The organism is Bacillota bacterium (genome assembly GCA_013178305.1).
Lineage (GTDB): Bacteria > Bacillota > Sulfobacillia > JABLXB01 > JABLXB01 > JABLXB01.
This window is the reverse complement of record JABLXB010000005.1, coordinates 116,745-136,759: the sequence shown is the minus strand read 5'-3', so window position 1 is coordinate 136,759 and position 20,015 is coordinate 116,745. Positions and strand designations below refer to the sequence as shown.

The 20,015-nt window shown below is 63.3% G+C and carries 24 protein-coding genes; all 24 read right to left on the bottom strand.

What is annotated here, in order from left to right; all coding sequences use genetic code 11:
• Nucleotides 1–157: 157 nt before the first annotated feature.
• Nucleotides 158–808, bottom strand: a complete 651-nt coding sequence (locus HPY55_11605; protein ID NPV71269.1) for an MgtC/SapB family protein — start codon at nt 806–808, stop codon at nt 158–160.
• A gap of 1 nt (nt 809) precedes the next feature.
• Nucleotides 810–1,445, bottom strand: coding sequence for a glycosyltransferase family 2 protein (locus HPY55_11600; GenBank protein ID NPV71268.1), 636 nt, complete (start codon nt 1,443–1,445; stop codon nt 810–812).
• Nucleotides 1,442–2,590: a flavodoxin-dependent (E)-4-hydroxy-3-methylbut-2-enyl-diphosphate synthase gene (ispG, locus tag HPY55_11595; protein NPV71267.1), complete on the bottom strand. Its 1,149-nt coding sequence runs from the start codon at nt 2,588–2,590 to the stop codon at nt 1,442–1,444. Before ispG ends, HPY55_11600 begins: the two co-directional genes overlap by 4 nt.
• A complete protein-coding gene (locus HPY55_11590) occupies nt 2,587–3,594 on the bottom strand; it encodes a site-2 protease family protein (protein ID NPV71266.1) in 1,008 nt (335 codons plus the stop codon). The genes ispG and HPY55_11590 overlap by 4 nt, the downstream gene beginning before the upstream one ends.
• Nucleotides 3,594–4,766, bottom strand: coding sequence for a 1-deoxy-D-xylulose-5-phosphate reductoisomerase (locus HPY55_11585; GenBank protein NPV71265.1), 1,173 nt, complete (start codon nt 4,764–4,766; stop codon nt 3,594–3,596). The genes HPY55_11590 and HPY55_11585 overlap by 1 nt, the downstream gene beginning before the upstream one ends.
• A complete protein-coding gene (gene ytvI, locus HPY55_11580) occupies nt 4,763–5,806 on the bottom strand; it encodes a sporulation integral membrane protein YtvI (protein NPV71264.1) in 1,044 nt (347 codons plus the stop codon). Before ytvI ends, HPY55_11585 begins: the two co-directional genes overlap by 4 nt.
• The gene (locus HPY55_11575) at nt 5,803–6,543 is read right to left on the bottom strand and encodes a phosphatidate cytidylyltransferase (protein NPV71263.1); all 741 of its coding nucleotides are present in this window, start codon (nt 6,541–6,543) and stop codon (nt 5,803–5,805) included. The genes ytvI and HPY55_11575 overlap by 4 nt, the downstream gene beginning before the upstream one ends.
• Nucleotides 6,544–6,593: 50 nt before the next feature.
• On the bottom strand, nt 6,594–7,280 hold the full coding sequence (gene uppS / locus HPY55_11570) for a di-trans,poly-cis-decaprenylcistransferase (GenBank protein ID NPV71262.1): 687 nt from the start codon (nt 7,278–7,280) through the stop codon (nt 6,594–6,596).
• 51 nt (nt 7,281–7,331) lie between these two features.
• Complete coding sequence (locus HPY55_11565) at nt 7,332–7,565, bottom strand: hypothetical protein (GenBank protein NPV71261.1); 234 nt, start codon at nt 7,563–7,565, stop codon at nt 7,332–7,334.
• Complete coding sequence (gene frr / locus HPY55_11560) at nt 7,562–8,119, bottom strand: ribosome recycling factor (GenBank protein NPV71260.1); 558 nt, start codon at nt 8,117–8,119, stop codon at nt 7,562–7,564. The genes HPY55_11565 and frr overlap by 4 nt, the downstream gene beginning before the upstream one ends.
• Entirely contained in the window at nt 8,091–8,843 is a 753-nt protein-coding gene (locus tag HPY55_11555) for a UMP kinase (GenBank protein ID NPV71259.1), read from the bottom strand. The genes frr and HPY55_11555 overlap by 29 nt, the downstream gene beginning before the upstream one ends.
• A 20-nt stretch (nt 8,844–8,863) precedes the next feature.
• A complete protein-coding gene (tsf, locus tag HPY55_11550) occupies nt 8,864–9,463 on the bottom strand; it encodes a translation elongation factor Ts (GenBank protein ID NPV71258.1) in 600 nt (199 codons plus the stop codon).
• A 76-nt stretch (nt 9,464–9,539) separates the two neighbouring features.
• On the bottom strand, nt 9,540–10,238 hold the full coding sequence (gene rpsB, locus HPY55_11545; GenBank protein ID NPV71257.1) for a 30S ribosomal protein S2: 699 nt from the start codon (nt 10,236–10,238) through the stop codon (nt 9,540–9,542).
• A gap of 124 nt (nt 10,239–10,362) precedes the next feature.
• The gene (locus HPY55_11540; protein ID NPV71256.1) at nt 10,363–10,701 is read right to left on the bottom strand and encodes a hypothetical protein; all 339 of its coding nucleotides are present in this window, start codon (nt 10,699–10,701) and stop codon (nt 10,363–10,365) included.
• A gap of 41 nt (nt 10,702–10,742) precedes the next feature.
• Nucleotides 10,743–12,110, bottom strand: coding sequence for a DUF342 domain-containing protein (locus tag HPY55_11535; protein ID NPV71255.1), 1,368 nt, complete (start codon nt 12,108–12,110; stop codon nt 10,743–10,745).
• A 15-nt stretch (nt 12,111–12,125) separates the two neighbouring features.
• Nucleotides 12,126–12,824: a FliA/WhiG family RNA polymerase sigma factor gene (locus HPY55_11530; protein NPV71254.1), complete on the bottom strand. Its 699-nt coding sequence runs from the start codon at nt 12,822–12,824 to the stop codon at nt 12,126–12,128.
• Between the two features lie 92 nt (nt 12,825–12,916).
• Nucleotides 12,917–13,570: a hypothetical protein gene (locus HPY55_11525; protein ID NPV71253.1), complete on the bottom strand. Its 654-nt coding sequence runs from the start codon at nt 13,568–13,570 to the stop codon at nt 12,917–12,919.
• Complete coding sequence (gene flhA, locus HPY55_11520; GenBank protein ID NPV71252.1) at nt 13,567–15,597, bottom strand: flagellar biosynthesis protein FlhA; 2,031 nt, start codon at nt 15,595–15,597, stop codon at nt 13,567–13,569. Before flhA ends, HPY55_11525 begins: the two co-directional genes overlap by 4 nt.
• Before the next feature lie 34 nt (nt 15,598–15,631).
• Nucleotides 15,632–16,711 (bottom strand): flagellar biosynthesis protein FlhB, encoded by a 1,080-nt coding sequence (gene flhB, locus HPY55_11515; protein NPV71251.1) that lies wholly within the window; start codon nt 16,709–16,711, stop codon nt 15,632–15,634.
• Nucleotides 16,712–16,732: 21 nt separating this feature from the next.
• Nucleotides 16,733–17,503: a flagellar type III secretion system protein FliR gene (fliR, locus tag HPY55_11510; protein ID NPV71250.1), complete on the bottom strand. Its 771-nt coding sequence runs from the start codon at nt 17,501–17,503 to the stop codon at nt 16,733–16,735.
• Between the two features lie 9 nt (nt 17,504–17,512).
• On the bottom strand, nt 17,513–17,782 hold the full coding sequence (gene fliQ, locus HPY55_11505; protein ID NPV71249.1) for a flagellar biosynthesis protein FliQ: 270 nt from the start codon (nt 17,780–17,782) through the stop codon (nt 17,513–17,515).
• 19 nt (nt 17,783–17,801) lie between these two features.
• The gene (gene fliP / locus HPY55_11500) at nt 17,802–18,569 is read right to left on the bottom strand and encodes a flagellar type III secretion system pore protein FliP (protein NPV71248.1); all 768 of its coding nucleotides are present in this window, start codon (nt 18,567–18,569) and stop codon (nt 17,802–17,804) included.
• Nucleotides 18,566–18,925, bottom strand: a complete 360-nt coding sequence (fliO, locus tag HPY55_11495; protein NPV71247.1) for a flagellar biosynthetic protein FliO — start codon at nt 18,923–18,925, stop codon at nt 18,566–18,568. The genes fliP and fliO overlap by 4 nt, the downstream gene beginning before the upstream one ends.
• A gap of 10 nt (nt 18,926–18,935) precedes the next feature.
• Nucleotides 18,936–20,015, bottom strand: coding sequence for a flagellar motor switch protein FliN (gene fliN / locus HPY55_11490; GenBank protein NPV71246.1), 1,080 nt, complete (start codon nt 20,013–20,015; stop codon nt 18,936–18,938).

Genomic DNA, 20,015 nt, shown 5'->3' with positions numbered 1-20,015 from the left:
CTCGATCACACACCCGCTCCAATTGACCCCGTTTTCCAGTCCAAACAAATAGTGGGTCGTTCAACCCACTCTGCCTCGCTACATCCGATAAAACCCAATCTCTGCTAGAAGTATACCACAATGAAAAAACCCATGCAAGCAACGTGGCCGGCGTCGCTCAGCCTCGCGGTATCTCGACCGACCTGACCCCGTCAATCGCCGCGAGGTCCGACGCAACCTCCTCGGTCTTGAATCCGCCCTGAAAACGCGCGCGGAACGAGACCTCCACCGTTCCGTCGTCCCCCGGCTCGATCTCCACGTGCCTGATGTCGATCCCGTGCCTGCCTAGCACGCACGCGACGTTTCCAAGCTGTCCCGGCCTATCCTCCATCCTCACGAACACCGTTCCCTCGCGCCTGGCAATCCTCCGCTCCAGGGGCGGCAGGAAGTGCAACGCAGCCAGGACGGCTGCGGCGGCTATCGTCGCGGCCACGTACATGCCCGCTCCAGCCGCAAGCCCGAGACCAGAGACCACCCACAGCGCAGCCGCGGTCGTCAGGCCTCGTACGCTGGCCCCTTCTCGCATTATCGTCCCCGCGCCCAGGAAGCCGACCCCCGTCACCACCTGCGCGGCTATCCGGGACGGATCCGACCCCGGGTATGAAAGCGACATGCTGATCGAGACTATCATGACGAGCGCCGCCCCGACGCAGACCAGGATGTGCGTCCTGAGACCCGCCGCCCTGTTGACCCGCTCCCTCTCGAAGCCAACGGCGGCCCCCAGCAGGGCCGCAATCCCTATTCGAGTGAGGACCGCCAGCTCGTCCATCTCAGTCCCTGTTCGCCGCGTGAGCCCTGATTATGTCCCAATACATTTTCATACGCGCCACGAACCCTTTCGACAGGCCCATCTTCTCCTCTTTCATCACGTGCGTGAGGCCCTTCAGGGGCACCTCCAGCACGCGGATCCCCTCGTGTTTTGCGTATCTCGTGAGCGCTATCTCGACGCCGAATCGCGCCACCTCGAGCTCGGGGATGTCCGAGAGTACCTTCGCCTTCACAGCGCGCTGTCCCGATAGCTGCGGGGCGACCACCTGGGCGATATCCGTGACCGCCCTGCCCCGTTCAAAGATGCCTACTGTCATGTCAGCGGACCCGTCTACCACGGGAGCAATCAGGGCGGTAACGTGTTCCTCCGCAAGTCCGATGAGATCGGCGTCGAGGAACAGGAATACGCCGGCGGTCGTACTCTCTATCCCGGTCTTCATGGCCCCGCCTTTCCCGACGTTGTCGCGGAGCTCCAGCACGGTGGCCCCCGCGCGGCGCGCGACCTCGGCCGTGGAATCCCGCGAGCCGTCCGACACCACCACGACCTCGTCTATCCGGTCCAGGCTCCTCAGGACTTCGATCACGTTTCCAACTGTTTTCTCCTCATTGTACGCAGGCACAATCGCAACGACCCTCACGCTCCGGGCCCCCCAGCCGCGCCGCTGCGGCCGAAGCCACAGCCCTCGCTGACAGCCCGCCTCGCCGCGCGCTCTCTCACCGCCGACACCAGTTCGTCCACCACCCGGTCAAGAGGCACCGACTTGAACACCTCTCCGTCGATAAATATGGCCGCACGGCCCTTCCCGATCGCAATCCCGACATCGGCCTCTCTGGCCTCGCCGGGCCCGTTGACCTCGCAGCCCATCACGGCCACCGTCAGGTCGGGCTTGTCCGCCTCGAGACGGCGCCTCAATTCGTCCGCCACAGCCGCCACGTCCGCGGCGCACCTCCCACACGTCGGGCACGATATGATCTCGGGCCTGCCCTTCCGCAGCCCGGCGGCAACCAGAATCTGCTGTCCCACCAGCACCTCCTGCACCGGGTCGCCGGTCAGCGATACCCTTATGGTGTCCCCGATCCCATCGAGGAGCAGCACTCCTATTCCCGCCGCCGACTTCACGATCCCCGGCATCCCCGCGCCGGTCTCGGTGACTCCGACGTGTAAGGGATACTGGAACTCACCCGCCGCTATCCGGTAGGCCTCAACCATTACCGGGACGCGCGAGGACTTCAGGGAGATGACGATGTCCCGGAAACCCGCATCCTCCAGCATCACAACGTGTCGCCTCGCGCTTTCGACAAGCGCGCGCGCCGTCGGCCCGCCGTACTCTTCCAGGAGGTCCTTTTCCAACGAACCCGAATTCACGCCCACCCTTATGGGCACGCCACGCTCCAGAGCCGCGGCCGCGACTGCGCGCACGCGGCCGGCTTCCCCGATGTTGCCGGGATTGATGCGTATCTTGTGTGCTCCGGCCTCCAGCGCCCCCAGCGCAAGCCTGAAATCGAAGTGGATGTCCGCGACCACCGGGATCGGGGATTCCCGCGCAACCGCGCCGAACGGCTCGAGCGCCTCGCGGTCCGGAACGGCAATGCGGACGATTTCGCAGCCGGCCCCGGCCAAGCGCGACACCTGCTCACGCAGCGCCCGCTCGTCGTGGCTATCACATTTGGTCATTCCCTGGACCGACACCGGTGCTTTGCCACCGATCGTCAGCCCCCCGGCCTTCACCGCGCGCCGCTCCCGGAGTCGCGTTCCCGGTCCCAAGGCGCCTTCCCCTTTCATCCCATCAACCGCTGTATGTCTCTCAGGATTATCACTATACCAAGCGCGAGCAACACCGCGAACCCGATGAAGTGAAAGAGGTTCTCCTTGTCGGGGTCCACGGGTCTTCCCCTCACTGCCTCGATGGCCAGGAACAGCAGTCGCCCACCATCGAATCCCGGCAGCGGAAGGAGGCTCCCCAGGCCCACTACCGCGCTGAACACTGCTATCAGGAACAGGGCGTCACCGAGGCTGTTCCTCGACGCCTCCCCGATCATCTGGCCGATCCCCACGGCGCTCACGATCTCGAGCTTCGCCTTTCCCATCACGATCGAAGCGAGTTGCCGGACCCAGGCTGACGAAACCCATAAAGTCTGCTTGAACCCGTCGCCGATCGCCTGGACTATCCCTTCAGTCCGCATTTCGAGGACCGGCCGGATGCCCACGATTCCCCTCCCCCCGTCCCCCTTGACGGGGACCACGTCGGAGTGTACCGTGAGCCCGTCGCGAAGAAGGGTGACCCTGGTCCTGATACCGGCGGAGCCCTGGAACGCCGAGACGATGTCTTGCCATGAGTTCACCGGCTTGTCGTTTATCGCCGCAATCCTGTCGCCTTTCCTGATCCCCGCTGCCTCGGCGGGGTACCCCGCCATGACCTCCTCAATCACGGTTGTCGGGTGCGGAGTCCCGATCGCGGAGAATATGAGAGTGAACAATACGGCCGCGAGCAGGAGGCTCATTGCCGGGCCCGCGATCATCACGCTCATCCGCTGGAGGACGCTCTTCTCCAGGAAACCCCTGCCCGGAGGGTCCGTGCGTTCTTCCATCGCCGCGTAAGCCCACACAGGGATCAGTCTCACCGAGAACATAGTCTCACCGCGACGAAAGGAGAACAGCTTGGGCCCGAACCCGAGGGCGAATTCCACCACCTTGATTCCGTTCGCCCTGCCGCCCAGGTAATGCCCGAGCTCGTGTACGAACATCATGAGACCTATACCGAGTATCGCCCACAGCGCAGACTGCATTATCGACGTTCCTCTCTGAGTTCAATTCGGTCGCAGGCCCGCGCCGCCTGCTCGCGCGCCCACGCGTCGGCGCGGGTGATGGCCTCCAGGTCGAAAATGCCGGGCGCGGGTGTGAACGCATCCATCACCGACCCGATCACCTCTGGTATGGCCGTGAACGGGATCGCGCCCCCGAGGAAGCGGCCGACCACAACCTCGTCGGCCGCGTTGAGAACCGCCGGCACCAGGCCACCGGATTTGCCGGCCCTGTAGCTCAGCGCGAGCGCGGGAAACCTCTCCACGTCCGGCCGCTCGAACGTCAGCGGGGGGATCGAGGTGAAATCGAGCCTCTGCGCCCCCGCGGGCGCCCTGTCCGGGTACGCCAGGGCGTAGGAAATCGGCAGCCGCATGTCCGGCGCCGCCATCTGCGCCAGCACCGACCCGTCAACCATCTCTACCATAGAATGTATTATGCTCTGAGGGTGTATCACTACGTCAATCGCGTCGTATGCGACTCCAAAGAGAACGTGCGCCTCTATCACCTCGAGTCCCTTGTTCATCAGCGTAGCCGAATCGACCGTCACCTTCGCCCCCATCCGCCAGTTCGGGTGGCGGAGAGCCTCCTGCGGCGTGACGGTCCTGAGCTCGTCCTTTGACTTCAACCTGAAGGGCCCTCCGGACGCTGTGAGTATGATCCTGGACGGCCTCGAGCGCTGACCCTCAATACACTGAAAAATCGCGCTGTGCTCGCTATCGACGGGTATCACCCGCGCGCCGTTTCGCGCGGCTGCCTGAAGAACGAGGCCCCCGGCGACGACGAGCGCCTCCTTGCTGGCCAGCGCGATCCGTTTCCCCGCCTCCGCGGCCGCGAGCGCCGGTCTAAGGCCGGCGAAACCCCCTATGGCGGCCACGACTACGTCAACCGAGGGATGGCGGGCGAGGTCCTCCACGGCGCCGCTCCCACAGTGGACGGCAGTGCAACCAGGTACCGCTTCCCGTACGCAGCGACCGGCCTCCTCGTCGCCCACGCACACGAGGTCGGGCGCGAACTCGCCAGCCTGCTCTATCAGGAGCGACGCATTGTGACCGGCGGCAAGGCCCACTACCCTGAACTGGTTGCCCAGGCGCCTTATAACGTCCAGCGCCTGCCGGCCCACCGAGCCGGTGGATCCGAGTACCGCCACGCCAATCATGCCCCGCGCCCCCCGTTGAACGCCGGCATCAAACCGGATCTTATGAGCGCCCTTAGAACCACCGCCGCCAGCGGGCCGAGCACGAAGCCCAGCGGCCCGAACAAGCGCACCCCAACGTAAATCGAGAACAGGCTCGCCAGCGGGTGCATCTCCGCGGCCTTCCCTATCATCCTCGGCTCGAGCATCTGCCTCACACCCACGACCACCGCGAACACCACCGCCGTCTTAATCGCCATCCCCGCGTTGCCCGTCCCGATCCCCCACAGGATCATCGGCAGGTAAACCAGCGACGGCCCGAACAGGGGCAGGAAATCGAGCAGCCCGCACACCGCCCCCAGCACGAGGGGTGAGTCAAACCCGAAAAGCCAGAGGCCCGCGCACGACAGTACTCCCGTGACCGTGGCCAACCCGAGCTGGGCCCGGAGTATCGAAAGGAACGTGGAGATGATGTCTTTGTTGGCCGCGTACAGCCGGCCCCTCGCCTCGGGCGGCAGAAGCCCCGTAGCGAACCTCGAGAGAACATCCCTGTCCTTGCTCATGAAGAACGCCGCCAGCATGGACACCAGGAAGCCCAACAGCAGGGAAGGCAGGTTGGTGGCGCTCATCAGCACGTTCACGAGGATGGTCTGAAGCCCCCGGTAGATCGGCTCGATCTGGAACGTGAGGTACTGATCCACCGGTATCGAGTACCCGCGGCCGAGTTCCCTGAGGGACTGAGCGGCCTTCGCGGCGGCGTCTGCAGCCAACGCGTACATCGCCGGAAGCGAGTCGTACAGTTCGGCGAGCTCGTGGATGAACTTCGACAGAACGAGCGTGATTACAAAGACGAGCAGGGTCACCAGGAGAAAAAGCGAAACCAACACCGCGATTCCGCGAGGAACCCTCGACCGCTGCATGCCGCTAACCGCGGGCTCGATCATCACCGCGAACACCGCCGCCAGGACGAACGGCCACACGAACCCCAGCACAAAGCGGACCAGGACGTACGATATCCCGATGAACGCGAGGCTATATATGATTGACAGCCCAAGACTCCTCATCTGCCCACCAGCCTGAACACCCAGAACATCACGGGGGCCGCGAACAGAAGGCTGTCAAACCTGTCCAGCACCCCGCCGTGCCCGGGGATTATCCTGCCCGAATCCTTGACGCCGGCGTATCTCTTGATTGCGGACTCCGCCAGGTCTCCGACCTGAGCGGCTGCAGTCCCCACCACGCCGAGCGCGACCGCCACGGCGAGGTTGAACCCCGCCCACCCCCCGAGCGACGCCGAGACCGCAACCCCCACGAGTGCACCCGCAGCCGCGCCTTCCCACGTCTTTTTCGGGCTGAGCTCGGGGCACATCAGGCGCCTGCCGAACCTTATCCCGCCGAAATACGCCGCTGTGTCGGTGGCCCATGTGACGACCATCACCAGCACCAGCAGCCTTTCACCGCCACCGAGCAGCCTTATGAGCATGACGTGCCCCAGGAGGTAGGACGCGTACATCACGCAAAGGAATGACGCCGCGCCCTCCACAAGTCCAGGGCGCCTGTGGGTGACCACCGGTATCCCGAGACACGCCACCGCGGCAAGCGCCGGGAACGACGCCCAGTACCACGGGTCGCCGAGGTACGCGAGTCCGACGCACGCGACGGCGCCGGTATACACCAGCGCGCGAGAAACCTCTATTCCCCGCGCCAGCAGAAGGTGCGTCAACTCATCCGCACCGATGACCGATATAATCAGGACCACGACTGCGAGGGGGATCCCGCCGTACCAGGCCGCCACGAGCACGGCCGGCCCCCCTGTTACGGCACTGAGTATTCTCAATGAGAGCACGCTGACTATACCCCTTTCGGGGAATCAAGACCGCCGTACCTGCGCGACCGCAAGCGAAACTCGGCAATTGCCTGGCGCAGGTATTCCTTGCCGAAATCGGGCCAGTACGCCGGCGTGAACCACATCTCGGCGTACGCCAGCTGCCAGAGAAGGAAGTTCGAAATCCTCAGTTCCCCGCTGGGCCTGATCAGGAGGTCCGGGTCGGGAAGGTCCGGCGCATATAGGTAGCGTGCGAAGACCGCCTCGTCGATCTCCTCAGGGTCCAGGCGGCCGTCCCGCGCCAAGCGCGCCACCTGCCTCGCCGCCGAGCATATCTCAGCCCTGCCGCCGTAATTGAAGGCGACCGTAAGCACCAGCTTCGTGTTCGACCGGGTGAGTTCCTCCGCCCGCTCGATGAGACGGACGATGTCTGCCCGCACTCCCTGGCGCTCACCGATAACCCTTATCCGGACGCCCTTCCGGTCGAGCGAGGCGATCTCCCGCTGAAAATACTCGACCAGCAGCGACATGAGTCCGTCAACTTCCTGCCTCGGGCGCGTCCAGTTCTCCGTTGAGAACGCGAACAGCGTCAGGTAATCCACGCCCTCCTCAACGCACCCTTCAATCACTCCCCGGAGCGCCTCGACACCCTGGCGGTGCCCAGCCAGCCTCGGGAGCCCGCGTCTTGTAGCCCAGCGGCCGTTCCCGTCCATGATGATGGCAACGTGCACCGATCCCGCGTCCCCCTCCCACTCAAAACCCCCTCAGAGAGGGGGCTTCTGTGAATCCTGTAACAGATGTTGCTCGTATGCTATGACGACCTCGATGGTCGCGGGACCGGTCCGCCGGACCCTCAGGACCCGCGCTTCCAGGTCACCGCGCACCCCCCACGGCGGGCGGGTCACCCTCTCGACCACAGTAAACCCCGCCCTTTCCGCGGCCTCACGCGCGACCCCCGCCCTCATGCCGGGGAGTCGCTCGAGGTCGACGTCGCTCAAACCTCCATTATCTCCTTCTCTTTCGCATCCACGACCTGGTCGATCTCCTTCATGAACCTGTCGTGCAGCTTCTGCACGTCGTCCTGGCCCTTCCTGCTCTGGTCCTCGGGCACGTCGCCGTCCTTCTCGGCGTCCTTGATCTCCTGGATGGCGTCGCGACGGATGTTCCTGATGGAAACGCGTTCCTCCTCCGCCTTCTTCTTGATGCCTTTTACCAGATCGAGTCGTCTCTCCCTGGTGAGCTGCGGCACCGCAAGGCGGATCACGTTACCGTCGGCCACCGGAGTGATACCTATATCCGACTTCATTATCGCCTTGTTGATGGCAGGGATGAGCGTCTTGTCCCAGGGCTGGATCACGAGCAGCCTGGGTTCCGGGACCGTGATGGTCCCCACCTGGTTGACCGGGGTGGGGGTCCCATAGTAATCCACCGTCACCTTTTCGAGAATCGCAGGCGTGGCGCGTCCGGCCCTCAGGCCTGCGAGCTCCTTGCGGAAACCATCGACGCTCCGCTTCATCTTGTCCTCAGCTTCCTTGAGCACCTGCTTTACCATTCCGGTCCCTCCCCACGTAGGTTCCGATATTCTCCCCGAAAACGGCCCTCTTGATATTGCCGTAGACGTTCAGGTCGAAGACGATCATCGGTATTTCGTTGTCCATGCAGAGGGACGTCGCGGTGGCGTCCATCACCCTGAGACCGCGATTCAATATATCCATGTACATCAGTTCGTCGAATTTCCTGGCGCCGGGGTTGGTGTTCGGATCCGAGTCGTACACCCCGTCCGTGCCCTTCTTCGCCATGAGAATGACGTCCGCCTCGATCTCGGCCGCACGCAGTGCGGCCGTGGTGTCTGTCGAGAAGTATGGGTTTCCGGTCCCCGCCGCGAATATCACCACGCGGGATTTCTCGAGATGCCGGATCGCCCTGCGCCTGATATAGGGCTCCGCGATTTCCCGCATTTCGATCGCCGTCTGAAGCCGCGTGTCCGTACCGTGCTTCTCTATCGCGTCCTGCAGCGCCAGCGCGTTGATCACCGTCGCCAGCATCCCCATGTAGTCGGAGGTCGCGCGGTCCATCCCCTTTGCGCTACCCTGCGTGCCACGCCAGATGTTTCCACCGCCGACGACGACCGCTACCTCGACGCCCATGTCCACGATTTCCTTGATCTGTACTGCGATGATGTCCACGACTTCGGGACTGATCCCTGTCTTCTGCGAACCCGCGAGCGCTTCCCCGCTAAGCTTCAATATCACGCGGCGATACCTGGGCGTAATCATCCGGTACCCTCCAAGTGCCATCAGGCGTTTGTCTCCCCCAATGCGTACCTGACGAACCGGCCCACTTTTATGTTCTCACCCGTCTTCGCAATCTTCTGCTTTATATAGTCACCGACCTTGACGTCCTCGTCCCTGATGAACGCCTGATCCAGGAGGCAGATCTCCTCGAAGAACTTCTCCATCCTGCCGGCCACGATGCGGTCCACCACCGCCGCGGGCTTGCCCTCCTCGAGCGCGCGCCGCTTCTGGAGCTCCTTCTCCCGCTCGATGACCTCGGCAGGTACGTCTTCCCTCGAGATGTACGAGGGATTCGCCGCCGCCACCTGCATTGCCAGGTCGTGGACCAGCGACTTGAATTCGTCGTTGCGCGCTACGAAATCCGTCTCACAGTTCACCTCTATAAGCACCCCGATCCGGCCTCCGAGGTGCACGTACGCGTCGACGACGCCCTCGAGCGCGATCCTGTCCGCCTTCCTGGCAGCCTGGGCGAGTCCCCTCTGGCGGAGATACTCAACCGCCTTGTCCATGTCCCCACAGGTTTCCGTCAGGGCTTTCTTGCATTCCATCATCCCGGCGCCGGTCTTGTCCCGGAGCGCCTTGACCACCGAAGCTTCTATCATCCCGGATGCCCCCCGTAGCTGTAGACCATGTTGAAAACGGGGGCCTTTACGCCCTCAGGCGCTCAGCCCCCGACCATTATTCTACCACCTGGACCCCCTGTTTACCTTCGAGCACCGCGTCCGACATCTTGGACGTCAGCAACCGGACCGCCCTGATCGCGTCGTCATTGCCCGGGATGATGTAATCGATTTCGTCCGGGTCGCAGTTAGTGTCTACGATCGCGACTATCGGGATCTTCATCCTCCTTGCCTCGGCCACCGCGATCCTTTCTTTGCGCGGGTCCACGATGAATATCGCCGAGGGCAGGTCCTTCATGCCCTTGATGCCGCCGAGGTATTTCGTGAGCTTATCCTTCTCGTGCATGAGCGAGCTGACTTCCTTCTTGGGAAGCCTCTCGATGTAGCCCGATTCCACCATTTCCTCGAGCTGCAGCAGCCTGTCCATCCTGCGCTTGATCGTCTGGAAGTTCGTCAGCATGCCGCCGAGCCAGCGCTGGTTGACGTAGAACTGCCCGCACCTGCTCGCCTCTTCGGCCACGGCCTCCTGGGCCTGCTTCTTGGTCCCGACGAACATCACCCGTCCGCCCTGGAACGATACGTCCCTCACGAAATTATAGCACTCCTCGAGCATTTTCACCGTCTTCTGCAGGTCTATGATGTAGATCCCGTTCCGTTCGGTGAAGATGTACGGTTTCATCTTGGGATTCCACCTGCGGGTCTGGTGCCCGAAGTGGACCCCTGCCTCGAGGAGCTGCTTCATGGATATCACGGACACTATTCATACACCTCCGCGGTTTGCCTCCGCCCCCTGACTCCCTCGCGGGGAGCACCAACGGCGCTGAGGGCGTGCGTTCTGGCCTCTTGGCCGCCTGTAAGTATACCACAATTCGGAACGGCAATCAAAGGAGGAGGTCGAGTAGCTCGCCCTTCCGCGGGTCCCTGGCAGGTCCGGGCGCGGCCTCGGCTGCGCTGCCCGCGCTATCCGCCAGCTCGGCTTCCCCGGCCTGATCCCGATCCTCGCGCCAGCGACGCCCGTTCCTCCTGTCCCGCTCGATCCTGCCGCCCGTGGCCTTAGGAGGGGTCCTGACCTGGCGCTGCGCCTTCTCCGCTAGCGCGCGGAATGACGACGCCACGTCGGAAAGCCTCGCCTGGCCCTCTTCCTGCTGTATCTTTACAACCCTGCCGACCTCGCCTGATTTCGGGACGGAAGCCTGGAGATCTAGAGGCTTGATACTCACAGTCCATCACCCCTGACTGCTCCGACCCATCCGGTCCGCTTCTACTGCGCTCGAACCCTGATCTCTCCCTCCTCGTTCAGTCCCAGGGTAACGTATTTCATCTCGTCCTTGAGGAACAGGACCGCGCCCCCGATGGTCACCTTGACCCCCGGGAATATGATGTCCGCCCGGATTCGCCCCTTGCGCTGGGCCTTAAGGGTCTCCTGAAGGGACTTTGACTTGTCAGCCTGGCGCTGGTACTCACCAGCCAGGACGAATCTCTGCCTCGTCAAAACCGGGATAAGCGCCTTCTTGTCGGGCGGCAGCGTCTCCTCGAGCTCCTTCAGTTTCTTCAGTGCGAGCTCCACCTGGGTCAGTTCCTTCTTGATCTTATCGGCAGCGGTGGACGCCCCCGATAGGTCGTCTCGCGTCCTTGGGTCGACCCCGACCTGGATTTCGGTCGGAGTAGCCAGTGTTGAGCCGATTACTCTGGCGGATACCTCTTCACCGGCGGTGATGACGCCGCCGGAGATGAGGCCCTTGCCCCCCCTCACGACAACCTTGCGCCCGGCATTGACCGTGGAGTGGAGGATGGCCTCTCCCACCAGCACGTCGCGGCCGGCGTCCATCAACGCGTTTTCCGCAAACCGCGCGTGGATGTCGCGGCCTGCAACGACCCTACCCTGTCGCCTGCCCCCCTGTATTCCTCCCCTTACCACCACGTCCTCGCCGGCGTTGCACAGCAGCGCCTCGCACGAGGCCCCAACCTCGACGTTGACCCCGGCCTTCACGCTGAAACCGGCGCATATCGAACCGGACACCTTCACGCTGCCTATGAAATCCACATTACCGGTCGAGAAGTCGACGTCCTCGCTGACAGTATAGACGGGGGACACGGTGATCTTCCCGGCCCTGTCCACCACCGCCTGGCCATCGATCGCGGCGAATAGCTGGTCGCCGGTCTCCGATTCGGCCGTGTTCTTGCCGCCCGGCAACGGCTTGAGCCTGCCGGGTTTCGCCGGTACTGGTTCACCCTTCGCGTTTATGCCGTCCGTCCCCGCCGTCGGCGGGATCCTCGTCGCCAGGAGGTCGCCCTTCTTAACGCTGGTCACGATGTGAAGCTCGTAGAAATCCACTCTTCCGTCCGCGGCCTCATCCGGTTTGCCGTTCGGCTGGGCGAACTCGATTTTGAACTGCGAGTCCTCGCCGTTGACGGGTGCGACCCCCGAGGCCACCTGCACCTTGAGACCCGGCTCCGATACCGCCTTGTCGAGGGCGTCCCTGTCCACAGCGACAACCACGCCCTGCCCCTTGATCGCCGCGAGCGCTTCATCCATCGTGACGGGCTTGTCGTCATCCTTGGCCACGATGACGAATACCTTCATCAGATCGGCCGAAATTTGCACGGTAACCCTGCCGGTGTCTCCCATTGTGGAAACCCCCTCCTACATCAGGTCCACTTTGTCCCTCGAAAGGCGCCCCCTCAGTCTCAGAATGGCCCTCGTGTGGAGCTGCGACACTCGCGACGGCGACACAGTCATTATCTTGCTGATTTCCTTGACAGTCAGGCCTTCGTAGTAGTACAGGGCGATAACGAGGCGTTCCTTTTCCGGAAGACGGTCTATAGCCTCCGCGACGAGTCTCTTCGTCTCTTCCACTTCCAGGTGACCTGCGGGGTCGGCCCCATCCGGGTCGGGTATCATCTCTATCGCGCGGAAACCGCCCTCGTCGTCATCGGATCCAAACCAGATGTCCTCGAGGTACACCAGCGAAACCCCGCTCAGTGTGGCCAGGCGCTTCTGGAACTCGCCGACACTCAGGCCGAGAGCCTGCGCGACCTCCTCATCGCTGGCGGGCCTCCCGAGCTTCGCCTCCAGCGCTTGGTACTGCCTCTCGATCTCGCGGGCCTTCTGCCTGAGCGACGCCGGCACCCAGTCGAGCGCCCTGAGCCCGTCCAGCATGGCTCCCCGTATCCGCGCGATCGCGTACGTCTCGAACTTCACGCCGCGGCGCGGGTCGAATTTCTCGATGGCATCGAGCAGCCCGAGTATGCCGTAGCTTACCAGGTCGTCAACTTCCACGTACGGAGGCAGCCCCATGGCGAGCCTCCCCGCCACGTACTTGACGAGCGCCGCGTGCTTCATCACGATCTTCTCTCTGGCGCCCGCGTCGCGCGCGGACTTGTAGATTGACCACAGGTCAACCGGTTCCTGACTCACAACCACGTGGCCACCCCCTATACCAGTCCTTTGCGCCGGAGGACCAGTTGCTCGTGGAAGATCCTCCGTGTCATCCTGGCTATTTCCCTCTCGGGTATTCCTCTGAATCTCACACCGATCACGTAGTGCTGCGGGCTCCCCACAGGATGGAGGTTCTCCACCCGAATCACTTCCGCGAACGCTCGTACCTCGAACGATGGAACCAGCATGTGCACCACGTCCCCGGTGTTGAACGCCTCTTTCGAGACGAACCCGACACCGCCCGCGCTGATGTCTTTGAGGTTCACGTCCACGCGCCGTCCGGCGGTGCCATCCGGCCTGATTACCGCCACGGTCGCCTTGGCTGTCACAGGGACCCTCACGAAGGACCGCCGCTGAATCTTGTCCATCTTCTCCGGGTACTTCACTATCAGCACCGGGGCGCCGTCATCGCGGAAGCCCTCAACCACGGTGTCGAACGTGTACGCCGGCTCACCGTCCTGCATTACGTGCACCGCAGTCCCACGCGGTATCGCCACGAACCGCCCGCGCCGGATGGGCATCCCCACGCCTACCGCGCGGTCTTCGTTCGAAACCCACTCCACCACCGTCGGATAGGCCCCCTGGTGGCGTCCACCCCGCACCGTGATTCTCCACAGGGACCCGGGTCTTATGGGATGCTTCTCACTCATGCGCTGATCATCCCCACCGATTCGAGTTGGGCCGACGGGTCGATCTCCTCATAAGCCAGAACTGCAACTCTCGGAGACAGCCTCTCGACGAGTCGCCTCACGTAAACCCTCACAGGGGACGAGCACAGGACCACAGGCTGGGCGCCGGTCGAGATGAGTCTACCGACCATCTCGTCGAGCGAGCGCCCTATACTTTCTATCAACGCGGGGTCCAGCGCTATGTAGCTGCCCCGGTCGGACTTCTTGACCGCTTCGAGGACCCGCCTCTCCAGCGCAGGATCTACGGTCACCACCTTGGCCCTGCCGCTGTTCAGCTTGAACTGCCTGGTGATCGTCCTCGCCATCGCCTGTCTGACGTACTCAGTCAGGAGATCCGTCTCCCTCGTGACGCGGGCGTAGTCCGCCAGGGTCTCGAGTATCGTCACCATGTCCCGCACGGGTATGCCCTCGCGCAGGAGGTTCTGGAGCACCTTCTGTATCTCGCCCAGACTCAGGAGGTTGGGCGATAGCTCGTCCACCAGGGCCGCGTGCGACTGCTTGACCGTGTCCAGCAGGTCCTTCACCGTCTGACGGGTCAGCAGCTCATAGGCTCTCGACTTCAGCACCTCGGCCAGGTGTGTCGCCAGTACCGACGACGGATCGACTACTGTGTAGCCGAGCAGTTCCGTCTTCTCCTTCGCCTCCCCGGTTACCCACACCGCCGGCAGCCCGAACGCGGGTTCTTTCGTCGGAATGCCCTGCACGTCGTCCTCTCCGCACGGGCTCATCGCAAGGTAGTGGTCGGCCATCAGCTCGCCCTTCGCCACCTCGGCGCCCCTCAGCTTGATCACGTATTCGTTCGGTTCGAGCTGCCCGAGGTTGTCTCTCACCCTGATGGGCGGTACGACAAGGCCCCAGTCCAGCGCCATCTGACGCCTGACCATGACCACCCTGTCCAGGAGGTCGCCGCCCTGGCTGGGGTCGGCGAGGCCGATCAACCCGTAACCCAGCTCTATCTCGAGCGGATCGAGCGGTATCAGCGGGAGGACGCTTTCCGGCCTGCGCAGCGCCTCGGCCTCCTCGTCCCTGGCCTCCCTGGCCGCGGCTTCCTTCTTCTTCCGGGCGCCCGATCTCACCACGCTCGCCAGCCCCAGCAGCCCTACCCCCAGCGCCAGGAACGGTATGTGCGGAAGCCCGGGCACGACTCCGAGCGCCATCAGCACGCCGCCCGAGATGCCCAGTATCTTCGGCTGCGCAAGGAGCTGCCCGACCAGGTCCTCGCCGAGACTTCCATCCGACGCTGCCCGCGTGACGATGATGCCCGTAGCCGTGGAGATCAGCAGGGCCGGCACCTGCGCCGCGAGGCCGCCACCCACCGTCAGCAGCGCGTACGTCTGCCACGAGTCGAGAGGCGACATCCCGCTGAACACGCCGATAATGAACCCGCCGATCAGGTTGATCGCCGTGATTAGCAGCGCGGCGATCGCGTCGCCCTTCACGAACTTGGACGCGCCGTCCATGGAGCCGTAGAAATCGGCCTCCCGTTGCACCTTCTGGCGGCGCTCCCTGGCCTGCTGATCGTTGATGAGACCCGCGTTCAGATCCGCGTCAATGCTCATCTGCTTGCCGGGCAGGGCGTCCAGCGTGAACCTCGCCGCAACCTCGGCCACCCTCTCGGCACCCCGTGTGATCACAATAAACTGGATGATTACGAGAATCAGGAACACGATGAACCCTACCACCGGGTCGCCGCCGACCACGAAGTTCCCGAACGAATTGATGATCTGCCCTGCGTAGCCCCCGAGCAGGATCAGCCTCGTCGCCGAGACGTTCAGAGCCAGCCTCAGGATGGTGGTGAGCAACAAGAGCGATGGGAACACCGCGAAGTCGAGCGGTTGCATGGTGTACATCGTCACCAGCAGCATCATCAGGCTGATGCTTATGTTGACGGCAAACAGCAGGTCGAGCAGCACAGGCGGCAACGGGATGAGCATCATGCCCACCACGAGCACTACAGCCGCCGCCAGTACGGCGTCTCCGTTCCTCACCGACCCACCCCCTTCCGGACCTGGCGATCAATCATCATTCATGCACCGCCCTCGACTTCAGGCGATATACGAAAGCGAGTACCTCGGCGACACCCTGGTAAAGCTCCGGCGGTATGGCCTTGCCGATGTCCACCATCCTGTACAGCGCCTGAGCCAGCGGCTGGTTCCTCACGATGGTTACCCCGTGTTTCTCCGCCTCGCTCCTGATCCTCTGAGCCAGCAGGTCCGCCCCCTTGGCCAGCACCAGCGGCGCGACCATTCGGTGAGCCTCGTACCTGAGGGCTACCGCGTAGTGCGTCGGGTTGGTAACCACGACGTCCGCCTTCTTGACATCCTGCATCATGCGGCGCATAGCCATCTGCCGCTGGATCTGGCGGATCCTCGCTTTGACCTCCGGCCTGCCTTCGGTCTCTTTCAATTCCTCTTTGAGTTCCTGCCTGGTCATCTTGAGGCTCATCTCGTGCTCCCACCACTGGTACCCCATGTCCAGCATACCTATGATTAGCAGGCCGAGGCCCGCTCTGTTGAAAAGCCCCACCGACATGTCCCCGACCCTTGCCACCGCCTCAATGGGATGTATCATCGACAGCGCCCCGAGGCGCTCCCATTCGCCCTTCACCGACCCGAAAGCTATCCACCCCACGATCATGACCTTGAGCAGCGACTTCAGGGCCTCGACGGCCGCCCTTTTCGAGAATATCCTCTGGAATCCGGTGATCGGGTTCAACCTGTCCAGCTTCGGAGCGAGCGGTTCAGCCGTGAACACGGCGCCCGTCTGAATGGAACTCGCCGCGACCCCTGCGATAAGGACGGCGCCGATCACCACGGCCAGGGTTTTCGCCACCAGCCAGAGTGACGCCAGTCCGAGGTCCGCGAGTCCACTTATCCCAACATCCGCAGCGGGGGCGTTCCCCCACAGGCGCTTCGCGAAGGCGGCGATCTCGTGCGTCGAGTAGGGAACCCAGATCCGCATGGCCGTGACCCCGGCGACGAGCCCCACGGCGGAGACGAGGTCCGCGGAGCGGAACACCTGACCCCTCTGCCGCGCCAGCAGCCTGCGCCGCGGTGTGGGGGCCTCCCTTTTCTCCTCAGCAAACACCTGGAGGTTGAACAACTCCGCCGGCCTCCGTTCCGCCTACCGCGCCAGGAGCCGCGCGGCTCCCTCCGCCGCCCGGACCATGTCGCTCACGATGTCATCGACGAGTCCAAGATAGACCGGGAAACCCGCCACGAGGACTATGAGCCCCGCCACCAGTTTGACGGGAAGCCCGACTATGAACACGTTCATTTGCGGTACCGTCCTGGCCACGATGCCCAGCGCAAGGGTCACCAGGAACAGCGCCCCCAGGAGCGGCGCGGAGATCTTGAGCGCCGTTGTGAACACGCCGGCGACCAGGTCGACCACGAACCCGGGCTCCGGAGGGGACACGATCGCCCCTATCGGGATCTCCTTGAAGCTCCTCACAAGAGCCGCTATCGTCGCCCTTTCCCCACCAACCGCAAGCAGAAGCATGAGAGCTATAAGATAGTAGAAGTTGCCGAAAAGGGGCGCCGGCAGCCCGTACTGCGGGTCGATCACGTTCACCATCCCGAAACCGAGCTCCGTGTCAATCAACTGCCCCGCGAGCTGGATAGCCGACAGCACGACCGAAGCCGCATATCCCACGGCCATCCCGACCGCCAGCTCGTTCACGGCGAACAGCGCCAGACCGACGAGGCTGCCGGGCACCTCGACCGGCGTTACCGACGGCAATGCAAACACCGCCAGGAAACCAGCAACCATGACCCTGATCCTGACAGGTATGTACCTGGACGAGAACACAGGCATGGTGGCCATGAGCCCCGAGAACCTTACGAATATCAGCAATAACGCCGGGAATCTCTCTATGACAGTGTCGACGTCCAATCCCGTCACCTACCTGACGTTCGCCGGTATCGCGCTCAGGAGGCGCACCGTGTACTCCACGGCGGTCGTCAGCATCCACGGGCCGAATATCAACAGGCCCGCGAACACTGCCACCATCTTCGGCGCGAAGGTCAGCGTCTGCTCGTGTATCTGCGTTGTCGCCTGGAACAATGAAACGAGTATCCCGACCACGAGGGCCAGTCCGACCAGCGGGCCACACAACAGGAGCACGATCCCGAGGCTTTCGCGCCCCATGGAAATAACGAATTCCTGAGTCATTCCGCCACCCCCGCGACGGTCACTTGAAGCTCAGCAGCAGCGACTTCGTAATCAGGTGCCAGCCGTCCACGAGCACGAAGAGGAGTATCTTGAAGGGAAGCGATATCATCATCGGCGGCAGCATCAACATGCCCATGGACATGAGCGTCGCCGCCACTACCATGTCGATGACCAGGAACGGGACGAATACCATGAACCCTATCTGGAAGGCCGTCTTCAGTTCGCTCAGGCAGAACGCGGGGACGATGGCGTAAGTCGGCACGTCGTCCGGCGTATTCGGCCTCGGGAACCCCCCGAGGCCGATGAACAGCTCCAGGTCCTTCTCCCGGGTCTGCTTGAGCATGAACTCGCGAACCGGTTTCAGCGCGAGCTCCATCGCGCGGTCCTGGGCGATCTCACCGGCCAGGTAAGGCTGCAGCGCGTTATCGTTTACCTGGTTCCAGACGGGCGACATCACGAAAAACGTCAAGAAAAGCGCAAGCCCGATAAGCACCTGGTTCGGTGGCATCTGTTGGGTCGCGAGAGCGTTCCTCACGAACGACAGCACCACCATGATCCTCGTGAACGAGGTCATCAGGATCAGGATCGCCGGCGCCAGCGACAGCACAGTGAGCAGCAGGAGGATCTTCAGCGCGCCCGAGACTTCCTGCGGCTTGTCCGCAGTCCCGACGTCAATGCTTATCTTCGGGATGGGAATCTGAGGCGCGGCTCCGGCGCCACGGCTCACCACCAACACCGATGCGATGACAACTGCGAGGACCACGAGGGTCCGGCCACGACGACTCATCCCTTGCGGCCCTCCCCCGGCCTCTTCAAAATCGAGCCCAGCTTCGAGAGGAAATCGGGCGAACCCGCGGAGTATCCATCCTCGAGCGACTCGGCCGCCCACAGAGCCTCCGCCTCATCGCCGGCGAACTCGGCGATTTTCGAAACGCACTGCTCGGTCACGCCCAGCAGGAACGCCCGCCCGCCAACCGAGACTATGCAGGCGTGCCTCCTCGCCCCCAGGCTGACGACTTCGATCAGCCGGATTCTTCGCCCCTGAGCCATGCGAACGACGCCGGCCCCCATGAGCCTCGAGGCAAGATACGCAAGTCCCGCGACCAGTGCCAGGAAGAACAAAGCCTGGATTACCTGGAACATCCGCTCACCCCTATTGCCTGAGGTCCTTGAGCCGATCGGTCCGGCCGACGATCTCCGTGATCCTGACCCCGAAATTTTCGTCTATCACCACAACTTCGGCCTTCGCAAGCAGCCTGCCGTTGACCAGCACATCGACAGCCTCACCCGCGAGCTTGTCCAGTTCTATAACAGACCCCGGCCCCAGCTGGAGGATGTCTTTCACGAGTCTCCTCGTCCGCCCGAGTTCCACGGTGAGGTTCAGGGGTACGTCCAGCAGCATGTCTATCTTTCGAGGCTCCTGTGAGACCCCCGCTCCCTCGAGCTCGGGGAACTGGTGCATCCGAACCGGCACCGGACCGGTCTGCGCCCCTGCGCCATTGCCATCTCCCGAGATCCCGGACTGCCTCGAAATCAGGAGGGCCGCGTCGGAAACCCCTGCGGCAGGCGCCTGCTCCAGCGCTACCGCAGGAGCCGCCTTGGGCGCCGCGGGCTTCGCATCCCGCGCATCACCTTTCTCGTTGAGCGCGTCAAGCAGGGCCGTGATGAGCCGCCTTTCCACGATCTGATCGAACTCCACCGCCAGGCTCTCGCCGATCTGCATAGTCCAGGAGAGATTTATGACAGGGTAATCGAGCCTCTGGTTGAACGCGTCGACCGAATCCGGCGCGACGGTGAAAACCCTCTGGACGGAGTGCTTGCACTGGATTCCGTACAGGGCGCCCAGCCCGGTCATCGCCGCGCCGGTTGCCTGGTTCACGAGTTCCCCCAGCGCGTCGATCTCCTCAGGCTTCAACGCCTGGTCCGCCCCGGATCCGTCTCCCCCCATCATGAGGTCGATTAGCACGACAGCGGATGCGGCGGCGCAACTGAGAACTGCGTTCCCTTCCGCCTCTCCGTTCAGGGCTATGGCCGCCAGTACCCGCTCTCCCTGCTTGTCGAGCACCGGCCCCTGTTTAACCACGGTGGCGCCGCCCGCCTCGAAGGACACCTTCCTGCCCAACAGCGTGCCGAGGGCGTCCGTGGTTGCGGAAAGTACCCGCCCCATCATTTCCCCCAGCGCCTTGAGTTCCCGGTCTCCCGGCATACCCGTCCCCTTTATGACGCCGCCCAT

Coding starts and splice junctions, on each gene's coding strand:
- HPY55_11605 (NPV71269.1), bottom strand. CDS start 808: ATGGACGAGCTGGCGGTCCTCACTCGAATAGGGATTGCGGCCCTGCTG.
- ispG (NPV71267.1), bottom strand. CDS start 2,590: ATGAAAGGGGAAGGCGCCTTGGGACCGGGAACGCGACTCCGGGAGCGG.
- HPY55_11590 (NPV71266.1), bottom strand. CDS start 3,594: ATGCAGTCTGCGCTGTGGGCGATACTCGGTATAGGTCTCATGATGTTC.
- HPY55_11585 (NPV71265.1), bottom strand. CDS start 4,766: ATGATTGGCGTGGCGGTACTCGGATCCACCGGCTCGGTGGGCCGGCAG.
- ytvI (NPV71264.1), bottom strand. CDS start 5,806: ATGAGGAGTCTTGGGCTGTCAATCATATATAGCCTCGCGTTCATCGGG.
- uppS (NPV71262.1), bottom strand. CDS start 7,280: ATGGACGGGAACGGCCGCTGGGCTACAAGACGCGGGCTCCCGAGGCTG.
- frr (NPV71260.1), bottom strand. CDS start 8,119: ATGGTAAAGCAGGTGCTCAAGGAAGCTGAGGACAAGATGAAGCGGAGC.
- HPY55_11555 (NPV71259.1), bottom strand. CDS start 8,843: ATGATTACGCCCAGGTATCGCCGCGTGATATTGAAGCTTAGCGGGGAA.
- tsf (NPV71258.1), bottom strand. CDS start 9,463: ATGATAGAAGCTTCGGTGGTCAAGGCGCTCCGGGACAAGACCGGCGCC.
- HPY55_11535 (NPV71255.1), bottom strand. CDS start 12,110: ATGGGAGACACCGGCAGGGTTACCGTGCAAATTTCGGCCGATCTGATG.
- HPY55_11530 (NPV71254.1), bottom strand. CDS start 12,824: ATGAAGCACGCGGCGCTCGTCAAGTACGTGGCGGGGAGGCTCGCCATG.
- HPY55_11525 (NPV71253.1), bottom strand. CDS start 13,570: ATGAGTGAGAAGCATCCCATAAGACCCGGGTCCCTGTGGAGAATCACG.
- fliQ (NPV71249.1), bottom strand. CDS start 17,782: ATGACTCAGGAATTCGTTATTTCCATGGGGCGCGAAAGCCTCGGGATC.
- fliP (NPV71248.1), bottom strand. CDS start 18,569: ATGAGTCGTCGTGGCCGGACCCTCGTGGTCCTCGCAGTTGTCATCGCA.
- fliO (NPV71247.1), bottom strand. CDS start 18,925: ATGTTCCAGGTAATCCAGGCTTTGTTCTTCCTGGCACTGGTCGCGGGA.
- fliN (NPV71246.1), bottom strand. CDS start 20,015: ATGGGCGGCGTCATAAAGGGGACGGGTATGCCGGGAGACCGGGAACTC.